General features: G+C 71.6%; 7 protein-coding genes. 2 read left to right on the top strand and 5 right to left on the bottom strand.

All coding sequences use genetic code 11. The annotated features are described in order from the left end of the window. Positions 1 to 163: 163 nt before the first annotated feature. From VF330_RS35420 to pheS, 5 genes are all read right to left on the bottom strand, one after another. The gene (locus VF330_RS35420; protein WP_330856099.1) at positions 164 to 643 is read right to left on the bottom strand and encodes a hypothetical protein; all 480 of its coding nucleotides are present in this window, start codon (positions 641 to 643) and stop codon (positions 164 to 166) included. After that, positions 640 to 1029 carry a hypothetical protein gene (locus VF330_RS35415; protein WP_330856098.1) on the bottom strand — a complete coding sequence of 130 codons (390 nt, stop codon included), beginning with the start codon at positions 1027 to 1029 and terminating at the stop codon, positions 640 to 642. The genes VF330_RS35420 and VF330_RS35415 overlap by 4 nt, the downstream gene beginning before the upstream one ends. Before the next feature lie 3 nt (positions 1030 to 1032). Further along, positions 1033 to 1473, bottom strand: coding sequence for a hypothetical protein (locus VF330_RS35410; protein ID WP_330856097.1), 441 nt, complete (start codon positions 1471 to 1473; stop codon positions 1033 to 1035). A gap of 215 nt (positions 1474 to 1688) precedes the next feature. Further along, the gene (pheT, locus tag VF330_RS35405) at positions 1689 to 4166 is read right to left on the bottom strand and encodes a phenylalanine--tRNA ligase subunit beta (protein WP_330856096.1); all 2478 of its coding nucleotides are present in this window, start codon (positions 4164 to 4166) and stop codon (positions 1689 to 1691) included. 5 nt (positions 4167 to 4171) lie between these two features. Then, positions 4172 to 5239, bottom strand: coding sequence for a phenylalanine--tRNA ligase subunit alpha (pheS, locus tag VF330_RS35400; protein WP_330856095.1), 1068 nt, complete (start codon positions 5237 to 5239; stop codon positions 4172 to 4174). Positions 5240 to 5373: 134 nt separating this feature from the next. Here pheS and VF330_RS35395 point away from each other — a divergent pair, with 134 nt between their 5' ends. Together VF330_RS35395 and VF330_RS35390 are read left to right on the top strand one after the other, a co-directional pair. Then, positions 5374 to 7125, top strand: a complete 1752-nt coding sequence (locus VF330_RS35395) for an HSP90 family protein (protein ID WP_330856094.1) — start codon at positions 5374 to 5376, stop codon at positions 7123 to 7125. 2 nt (positions 7126 to 7127) lie between these two features. Continuing rightward, entirely contained in the window at positions 7128 to 9830 is a 2703-nt protein-coding gene (locus VF330_RS35390) for a hypothetical protein (protein WP_330856093.1), read from the top strand. The last annotated feature ends 210 nt before the right edge of the window (positions 9831 to 10040 follow it).

Genomic DNA, 10040 nt, shown 5'->3' with positions numbered 1-10040 from the left:
GAGGTCGAGTTGCCGGCGCCCTTCGCGCACGAGGTGATCACCACCGGTTGCAGCGTGCCGCCCTTCGCACCAGCGGATCCCTGTCCGCTGGTGGTCCAGGCCGCTACGGCGGGCTGCGCCACGAGGAGGCACAGCACCGCCGTTCCCACGATCGCGGTCTTCATCAGGCGCTCGCGATCGTGACGGTCACGGGGATGGAGAAGTCCGCTCCCTGGCACGCGTTGACCGCTCCGGAGATCATCGAGACCGAGTTCGGCAGCGTGATCGCGACGGTGGCGCCGGCGGCGATCGACGTGCCGGGGGTCTGCGCGGAGAAGCTCACCGTGCTCGCCGGGCACGAGCCGGACGCCGGCACCGGGCCGTTGGGGGCGACCGTGCCGACGACCACCGGGTACGGGTTGGGGTTCTTGACCGTCACGACGACCGTGCCCGTCGCGCCGGGGTAGAGGAAACCGGTGGTGACCGCGCCGCCGGTCACCACCGGAGCCGACGCCGTGGCCGCCGTGGCCGTGGCGTTGCCGGTGCCGGAGCTCGTCCAGGCCGCGTAGGCGACGCCCGAGCCGAGTGCGGCCGTCGCGGCCGCGAGGACGATGACACCTCGCCGCACGGACCGCCGGCGGACGAGTTCCCTGAAGCTGATCATGGCTTGATCGCCGTTCCCGAGTAGGTGAGGGGGAAGGTGAGGTTCTTGCAGGCGTCCGGGGCCGAGGCCGCCATGCGGACGGCCAGCGCCACGTCGGCGTGGCTGTTCTTGGCGATGAGGACCGGGGCGGCGAGGGCCTCGACGGTCACGGCGTTCGCCGGGCAGTTCGGGGAGGGGCGCCCGACCGAGGTGTCCAGCCGGGTGACCGAGATGGCCTGGTTGTTGGGGTTGGTGACCCGCACCGTGCGGGTCACCGTCCCACCGGGGGCCAACCCCGTCGCCGCGCCGACGTCCGCGATCGTGAACGCCTTGCCGGGGCTCTCCGCCGCGTTCCCCACCGGTGAGAGCGCCAGCAGCACGACGAACACGATCAGGGCGCGGCGCATGGGTCAGGCAGCCGAGACGAGCGTCGCGGTCAGCGGCAGCGAGAAGGTCTGCGCCTTGCAGGCGTCGCTCGCGTCGGCGTTCATGGTCGCCTGCAGCGTGTAGGTGCCGGACTGGCCCGCGGCGATGGTGCCGGCCGGGTCGGTGACGGCGGGGCTCGTGACGGTGCCGGCGGCGCAGCCGTTGACCAGAGCCGAGGACCCGGCGGAGATGCCGGTGACCTTGACCGGGTAGCCGTTCGGGTTGTTGATCGTCACCGAGTAGCTGACGGTGCGGCCGGGGTAGAGGCCGCCGGCACCGTTGACCGGGCTGATCGTCGAGTTGAGCTCGGCGGTGGACCCGACGGAGCCGGAGCCGGAGCCGGTGCTCGACCACGCCGCGTAGGCGATGCCGCCGCCCAGGGCGGCGATGGCGACTGCGGCGATGACTGCGGTGCGCTTGCGCATGTGGTTCTCCTGGGGTGGTGCTCGGTGGGACGGCACCAAGTCTGGAGAACGCTCAACCACTACACAGCGTGCACAAGACACGAGAAGTAGGACCCTGCCGGCACTGTTGTCAACCGCCATCCACCGGCTACCCGCGCACGCAATCGGAGGAAAACCCCTGGCGTTACGCGAAAGGCCCGGGTTCCGCGGAACCCGGGCCTCACCCAGCGTACCTATCAGGCGCGCAGTGCCGCACCCAGTCGTTCGGAGGCGGCGGACACGGCGGCGTCACGGGCCGCGGTCGCCTCCTCCACCGTCAGCGTGCGGTCGGGGGCGCGGAAGCGCAAGGAGTACGCGAGCGACTTCTTGCCCTCGCCCACCTGCTCACCCGTGTAGACGTCGAACAGGCGGATGTCCTCGAGCAGGTCGCCCGCGGACGCGCCCAGCACCTCGGACACCGACTGCACCGGCACGGAGGCGTCGACGACCAGCGCCACGTCCAGCAGCACCGGCGGGTACGCCGACACCAGCGGGGCCGGGCGGTGGTCGTCCAGCGGCAGCGCGTCGAGGTCGAGCTCGAACGCCACGGTGCGCTTGGGCAGGCCCAGCGCCTCGACCACCTTCGGGTGCAGCTCGCCGGCGTGGCCGACGGGCCAGTCGCCCACGCGCAGCTCGGCGCAGCGGCCGGGGTGCCACGGCAGCAGGTCGGAGGCCACGACGCGCAACGTCACGCCGTACGCCTGACCCACCCGGCGGGCCGCCTCGACGGCGTCCGACCAGTCGGCGGTGCGGCCCTTGCCCCACCAGCCGGCCAGTTCGCGGTGGCCCACCAGCACACCGGCCACGTGCAGCGGCTGCTGCGGCAGCGCGGCCAGCATCGAGGCCACCTCGGCCTCGGTGGGACGGCGGTCCACCCCGAGCGACGGGACCGGGACCTGCTGCGCGCGCGGCAGCGTCACCTGGGCGACGTTGTAGAGCGCGACGTCGCGGGCGCCGCGGGCCAGGTTGCGCTGGAGCGTCTCCAGCAGGCCCGGCAGCAGCGTCGTCGCGAGGACGTTCTTGTCCGACTCCAGCGGGTTCAGCACGCCCACGGTGTTGCGGCGGACGTCGGTCTCCGCCAGCCCGAACGCGTCGAACACCGCCGGGTCGACGAACGGGAACGGCTTGACCTCGACGAACCCGTCCTCGGCCAGCGTGCGCCACACCGTGCGGCGGCGGCGCTGCTGCTCGGTCAGGCCGCGGCCGGCGGGAGCGGGCGGCAGCACGGACGGGATCGTGTCGTAGCCCTCCAGCCGCAGCACCTCCTCCACCAGGTCGGCGGGCTGCACGAGGTCGGCGCGCCACGTCGGCGGCGTCGCGGTGACGATCGTCTGGCCGTCGTCCGAGGTCGTCACGGCGACCTGGCAGCCGATCTGGCCGAGCCGGCGGGCCGTGACGCCCCGCGCGTAGCGGACGCCCGCGACGCGGTCCGGCAGGTCGATCGGCATCGACACCGGCTCCGGCAGCGCCGGCGCGCCGACGTCGGTGCGGCCCGGCTTGATGGAGCCCTCGGCGTAGTGGTTGAGCAGCTTCGCGGCCCGCTCCAGCGCCACCGGCGCGAGGGCGGGGTCGACGGTCCGCTCGAAGCGCTTCGCGGCCTCCGACGGCAGCTTGTGCCGGCGGACCGTGCGCGCGATGGACGCCGGGTCCCAGTTCGCGGCCTCCAGCAGGATGTCCGAGGACGTGTCCTGGACCTCCGTGGACGCACCGCCCATGACACCGGCGAGTGAAATGACTCCGCTGTCGTCGGCGATGACGATGTCGTCGGTGTCGAGAGCGCGCACCGAGTCGTCGAGCGTCGTGAGCTTCTCGCCCGCGTGCGCCCGGCGCACCGTCAGCGAGCCGGACAGGGAGGAGGCGTCGAACGCGTGCAGCGGCTGGCCCAGTTCGAGCATCACGTAGTTCGTGACGTCGACCGGCAGCGAGATCGACCGCATGCCGGCGAGCATGAGCCGGCGGCGCATCCACCACGGGGTGGGCGCGGTCGGGTCGACGCCGGACACCCGGCGCGCGACGAACCGCGAGCAGGCGGCGCGGTCCTCGATGTGGACGGGCCAGGCCTCGCCCTCGGGCTCCGGGACCTCGGCGAGACCGGGGTCGCCGAACGGCACCTCCAGCGCGCACGCGATCTCGCGGGCCAGGCCGCGGACCGAGAACGCGTAGCCGCGGTCCGGGGTCGGCGCGAGCTCGATGACGCTGTCGTTCAGGCCGAGCAGCTCCATCGCGTCGTCGCCGGGCTGCGCGGTGCCGGTGGGCAGCACGAGGATGCCGGAGTGGTCGTCGCCGATGCCGAGCTCGTCGGCGGCGCAGAGCATGCCCTGCGAGACGCGGCCGTACGTCTTGCGCTCGGCGATCGTGAAGTCGCCCGGCAGGACGGCGCCGGGCAGCGCGACGACGACCGAGTCGCCCTCGACGAAGTTGGTGGCGCCGCAGATGATCTGGTTGACCTGCTCGCCGCCGACCTCGACCTTGCAGTAGCGGATCGGCTTCTTGAACTCGGTGAGCTCCTCGATCTCGACGACGCGGCCGGCGACGATCGGGCCGGTCACGGGACCGAGCGGGCTCACCTCCTCGACCTCGATGCCGATGCGCGTGAACGCCTCGGCGAGCTCGTCGGGCGTGGGGATCTCGTCGAAACCGAGGTGTTCGACCAGCCAGCTGACCGGGACGCGCATCCGGATCAGGCCTCCGTTCCGAAAGGCTGGGTGAAGCGGACGTCGCCCTCGACCATGTCGCGCATGTCGGGAAGGCCGTTGCGGAACTGCAGCGTGCGCTCCAGGCCCATGCCGAACGCGAAGCCCGAGTACACGTCCGGGTCGACGCCGGTGGCGCGCAGGACGTTGGGGTTGACCATGCCGCAGCCGCCCCACTCGACCCAGCCCGCGCCGCCCTTCTTCTCCGGGAACCACACGTCGACCTCGGCCGACGGCTCGGTGAACGGGAAGAAGCTCGGGCGCAGGCGGGTCTTCGAGTCCTCGCCGAACATGGCGCGCGCGAACGCGTCCAGGGTGCCCTTGAGGTGGCCCATCGTCAGGCCCTTGTCGACCGCGAGGCCCTCGACCTGGTGGAACACCGGGGTGTGGGTGGCGTCGAGCTCGTCGGTGCGGAACGTGCGGCCGGGGCACACCACGTACACCGGCAGGTCGCGCTCGAGCAGCGTGCGGGCCTGGACCGGGGAGGTGTGGGTGCGCAGCACCAGCTGCGAGTCGCCGGGCGCGATGTAGAAGGTGTCCTGCATCGAGCGGGCGGGGTGGTCCTTGCCGAAGTTCAGCGCGTCGAAGTTGAACCACTCGGTCTCGAGCTCGGGGCCCTCGGCGATCTCGTAGCCCATGGCCACGAAGACGTCTCCGATGCGCTCGGCGAGCGTGGTGATCGGGTGGCGCGCGCCGCGCGGGAAGCGGTCCCAGGGCAGCGTGACGTCGACGGACTCCTCGCGCAGGACCCGCTCGTCGCGCTCGACCTGGAGCACGGCGAAGCGCTCGTCGAACGCGGTCTTGATCGCGGACTGCGCCTGGTTGACCCGCTTGCCGGCCTCGGCCTTGGCCTTGGGGGGCAGGGCACCGATCTCGCGGCGGGCCAGCAGCACGGGCGACCGGTCACCGAGGTGGCCCGGCTTGACCGAGGCGAGCGCCTCGAGGTCGGCCGCTCCGGCGAACGCCTCGCGCGCCTTCTGCACGGCCGCGTCGAGGTTCTCGGCCGACAGCGCCGCGACCTCCTTGGGGTCGTACGGGTCGTTGGCTCCGGACATGGTGGTAGGACAGCTCCCGTCACGGACTTCGGTAGTGAACGGGCCGATCCTAGTCGGTGCCGAGTTGACCGCTTCCGCACGTTCCGTTAAAGAGCGGCGACGGGCCGCCCGACCTACTTAATATGGGCGGCATCATGTCGCACACCTTCCGCGTCGACCTGCGCGGCATCATCGACCTGCTCAGCCACCACCTGTACAGCAGCCCGCGCGTCTACGTGCGCGAACTGCTGCAGAACGCCGTGGACGCGATCACGGCGAGGCGCGAGCTCGACCCGTCCTGCCCCGCCGACGTCACGATCACCTGCGGTGCCACGCTGACGATCACCGACACCGGCGTGGGCCTCACCGAGGACGAGGTGCACGAGCTGCTGTCGACGCTCGGGCGCACCTCCAAGCGCGATGAGCTGGGATTCGCGCGCGAGGGGTTCCTCGGCCAGTTCGGCGTCGGCATGCTGTCGTGCTTCCTCGTCGCCTCCTCGGTGACGGTGATCACGCGGTCCGCCCGCGGCGGGCCGGGCGTGCGGTGGGAGGCGGACTCCTCTGGCAACTACACCGTGTCTGTTGTGGACGGTGAGGTGCCGGTGGGCACCACGGTGGTGCTGAGTGCCTCGCGTGGCAACGAACACTGGCTCGAGGCGGACGTCGTGCGGCCGTTGGTGAGCGACTACGGCGATCTGCTGCCCGCTGTCGTGACGCTGGACGGCGACGTCGTGACCCGGGGCGAACGGCCGTGGGATGACGAGGACGCCGATCTTTCCGCGTACTGCGAGCAGGTCTTCGGGTTCACGCCGTTCGAGGCGATCCCGATCGAGGTCGAGGCGGCGGGGCTGACCGGTGTCGCGTTCGTGCTGCCCTCCGGGGTGCACCCCGGGACGCGGCAGACGCACCGCGTGTACCTGAAGCGGATGCTCGTCGGCGACAACGTCGAGGGCCTGCTGCCGGACTGGGCCTACTTCGTGCGGTGCGTGGTCGACGCGTCCGCGGTCAGGCCGACGGCGTCGCGCGAGGCGCTGTACCAGGACGAGATGCTGCTGGCGGTGCGCGAGGAGCTGGGCGAGCAGATCCGCGACTGGCTGATCAGGCTGGACGCGATCGAACCGCGCCGCGCGGGCGAGCTGCTGGCCGCGCACCACCTGGGCATCAAGTCGCTGGCGCGGTCGGACGACGAGATGCTGCGGCTGGTCGAGCGCTGGCTGCCGTTCGAGACCACCGACGGCCCGATCCCGTTGCGGCAGTTCAAGCGCAAGCACGGCGCGATCCTCTACATCCCGGACGTCGACGAGTTCCACCAGCTCGCGCCGGTCGCGGCCGCGCAGGGCCTGGGCCTGGTGAACGCCGGCTACGCCTACGACCTGGAGCTGCTGAACCGGCTCGGCGCGCTCGACGGCCCGTCCGTCGCGCGCCGCGTGGCGCCGTCGGAGCTGCTGGCGGCGCTGGCCGACCCGGAGCCGGACGTCGAGGCCGCGCTGCGGCTGCGGCTGGCCGAGGGCGCGGCGGCGCTGGACCGGCACGACTGCGACGCGGTGATCCGCGACTTCGACCCGGTCTCGCTGCCCGCCCTGCTGATCACCAACGCCGAGCAGCAGCGCAAGCTCGACACCGAGCAGGCCGCCGAGGAGACCACCGACCCGTTGTGGGCGGAGCTGCTGGGCCAGCTGACGGCCGGGTCCGACTCGTCGCGGCCGGAGCAGCTGGTCCTCAACTGCCGCAACCCGCTCGTGCAGCGGCTGGCCAGGCTGACCGACCCGTCGCTCGTGGAGCTGACACTCGAATCTCTGTACGTGCACGCCGTTCTGCAGGCTCGGCGGGCGATGCGACCGAAGGACACGGCGGCGCTCAACCGCTCGTTCCTGGAACTGCTGGACCGCGCCGTTGGGGGCAAGTGAACATGGCCGACTTCACCGCAGAGGACGCCGAGCGGGCGTTCCTCGACGCCTACAACATGCCGACGGGCATGCCGAAGCACGAGGCGCTGGAACGGGCCGCGCGCATGTCCGACGCGCTCGGGCACCTGCCGCTCGGCGTCTCCTGCCGGATCGCGATGATCGACTCCGCGTACTACCTCGCGCGCTACGACCTGATGCTCGCGCCGTTCGCGTGGGCGCGGGCCGCGGAGGAGAAGGACCCGGAGGCGTTCAACGACTACGAGGTCCACTCGCTGAACTGGTCGCACAAGTGGATCGCGACCGGGCTGCGGCGCGACCCGCGGTTCTCGCTGGAGCAGCTGCGGGGCGTGATCGAGCAGCTCGCCGACCGCTACGGCCGCCTGGGCTTCTCGGCGCAGCCGGTGCACGGCGCGCGGGCCGAGCTCGCCTACCACGTCGGTGACATGACCGGGCTCGCCGAGCACCTCGGCAGGTACCTCGCCACCGAGTCCGGGCCGATGGCCGACTGCGACGCGTGCGTGGTCGAGGAACAGGTCTGGATGCTGGCGCGGCTGGGCCGCCACCACGAGGCCGCCGCCCACGGCTGGGAGGGCCTGTCGGGCGAGACCGGCTGCGCCACGCAGCCGCAGGGCATCCTGTCGGCGCTGCTGTGGCCGTTGCTGGAGATCGGCGACACCGAACGGGCCGCGCACGCGCACACGACCGCGTACCGGTTGATCAAGGACGACGAGATCACCTCGTACGTGCACGAGCACATCCGGTTCTGCGCGCTCACGGGCAACGTGTCGCGCGGCGAGGACATCCTGCGCCGGTCGCTGCACAAGGTGACGGCGAAGCAGCTGCCCGCCGACGAGATGTCGTTCGCGGAGTGCGCTTCCGTGCTGCTGCAACGGATCAAGCCGGACGTCGTGTTCGACGTGCCCGGCGTCGGCCGGCTGACCGCGGCGGAGCTGCTCGACCGGCTGGTGGACCGGGCGGTGGAGCTCGCGGAGGCGTTCGACGCCCGCAACGGCACGCCGGTGTGGACCGACCGGGTCACGAAGTCGTTGGAGCAGAAGGACTACCCGCACGTCGAGCTCGCCGTGCCGGCCGCACCGGCCGTTCCCGCCGCGGAGGAACCGGTCGTGTCGGGCGACCCGGTGGAGATCGCCGAGTCGATGGTGGCGCTCTACGAGCAGGGCGAGTTCGTGAAGGCGCGGCGGATGCTCGACTCGCTGCCCGCGGACATGGACTCGTTGCTGCCGCCCGACCTCGCCGCCCACGCGGGCATCCGGCGGATGACGACGGGCCTGGTGCCCTTCGACCCGGCGGTGTTCGAGGAGCTGCTGCCGGCCCTGCCCGCCGACCTGGCCCTGCGCTACCAGGCGCGGCTGGCGATCGGGCTGGAGGGCGGTCTGGAGCTGGCCGAGAAGTGCCTGGCCGAGGCGACGTCGGACCACACCCGCACGATCGCGGCGTTGACGCTGGCCGAGCTGCACGACGACAACCAGGCGCACGACCGCGCCTCCGAGCTGCTCGCCCTCGCGTCCTCCTGGGACGTTCCGGAGCTGCGCGGCCGCGTCGCCGTGGAGAGCGCGGAACACCTTGCGCGGCAACAGGACCTGGACGGCGCGTATGCCGCCGTCGTGTCGGTGATGGCCGGTGATCTCCAGCCGAACGCGCGGTTCGAGGGCTACCGGCTGCGGCTGCGGCTGGAGACGCTGCTGCGGCGCGCTCCCGAGGCCGTCGCGACGGCACGGGAGTTCGTGGCGGCGTTCCCGCTGCCGGAGTCCGCGGAGACGCGCTGGTACCAGGTCGCCGCGATCCAGGAGCTGGACCAGGAGGGCGCCTGCCTGGGCGACCTGCGCGAGGCCGTGGCCGTGTCGCGCGTGCACCTTTCCGATGGGCACACCGCGCACTTCTGCTTCGCGCTGAGCGGCGGGTACGTGCAGACGGACCGGTTCGTCGAGGCGGCCGAGGTGCTGGAGGAGTCACTCCGGCTGTTGCAGCCAGGACAGGACGACCTGCGGTTGCAGGTGGTGTTCCGGCTGGGACAGGTCTGCCGCAAGCTCGGGGAGTTCCCCGCCGCCGAACGTCATCTGCGCCAGGCCATCGAGCTGCTGCCCGCCGAGGAGGTCGGCCGGCGGGCGTTCCTGCTCGACGCGCTCGCGTCCGTGCAGGGGCGGCTGGACCGGCACGACGAGGCGACTGCTTCCTGGCGGGCGGCTGCTGCTCTGTGGCAGCAGGAAGGTGACGTGTCGGAGGCGGTCGGGTCGCTCGTCGAGCTCGCCTCCACGTTGCCCGACGACGAGGTCGTGGAGACCATCTCGGCTGTTGACGATGCCGAGGAGTTGCTGGCCCTGCTCGACGATCCCGCTGAGGTCACTCGGCGGCAGGCTGAGATCCTGGCGATCCGCGCTTGGGTCGCCGGTCAGACTGGTGAGTTCTCGGTTGCCATTCAGCATTATCGGGATGCTGAGGCGTTGGTTGCGTCGTTGGGGGATGCGAACTGGCGGGTGTTCGTGGTGCTGCGGGCGGCTCAGGTCCTGTTGAACGCCGATGATGCCCCGGCCGCGGAAGCCGAGGCTCGGCGGGCTGCTTCGTTGTTGGGTGACGATGTTCAGGTCGGGAATGTTCTGTCGGTGTTGTCCGAGGCTTTGCGGCGGCAGGGCAAGGCTGATGGGGCCGACCCGTTGGTTCGGGAGTTGACTGGTCGGTTGGGGTGAGTTTTCAAGCACGGGGCTCCGCCCCGGACCCCGCCAACTGATCAAGGACCGGGCCAGCGCCGCACGTGGGTTGATGGCACGCCTGTTGCTTACGGCGGCTTGCTGTTGCGTGCGTTGGGCGCGATCCCGTGGGGTGGTCCCGTCACGAGCAGTGCTCGAGGCAGCCACACCCAAGGAGGGGTGTCAAGCGGGCGAAAAGCGTGCCCGCTT

Origin of the sequence: Lentzea sp. (assembly GCF_036380075.1) — a bacterium.
Classification (GTDB): domain Bacteria; phylum Actinomycetota; class Actinomycetes; order Mycobacteriales; family Pseudonocardiaceae; genus Lentzea.
Note: the sequence above shows the minus strand (reverse complement) of the source record. Positions and strands in the feature narration are given on the sequence as shown.

Bases quoted from the DNA above. Each gene is read 5' to 3' on its own strand.
- VF330_RS35415 (WP_330856098.1), bottom strand. From the start codon at position 1,029: ATGCGCCGCGCCCTGATCGTGTTCGTCGTGCTGCTGGCGCTCTCACCG.
- pheT (WP_330856096.1), bottom strand. From the start codon at position 4,166: ATGCGCGTCCCGGTCAGCTGGCTGGTCGAACACCTCGGTTTCGACGAG.
- VF330_RS35395 (WP_330856094.1), top strand. From the start codon at position 5,374: ATGTCGCACACCTTCCGCGTCGACCTGCGCGGCATCATCGACCTGCTC.
- VF330_RS35410 (WP_330856097.1), bottom strand. From the start codon at position 1,473: ATGCGCAAGCGCACCGCAGTCATCGCCGCAGTCGCCATCGCCGCCCTG.
- VF330_RS35420 (WP_330856099.1), bottom strand. From the start codon at position 643: ATGATCAGCTTCAGGGAACTCGTCCGCCGGCGGTCCGTGCGGCGAGGT.
- VF330_RS35390 (WP_330856093.1), top strand. From the start codon at position 7,128: ATGGCCGACTTCACCGCAGAGGACGCCGAGCGGGCGTTCCTCGACGCC.
- pheS (WP_330856095.1), bottom strand. From the start codon at position 5,239: ATGTCCGGAGCCAACGACCCGTACGACCCCAAGGAGGTCGCGGCGCTG.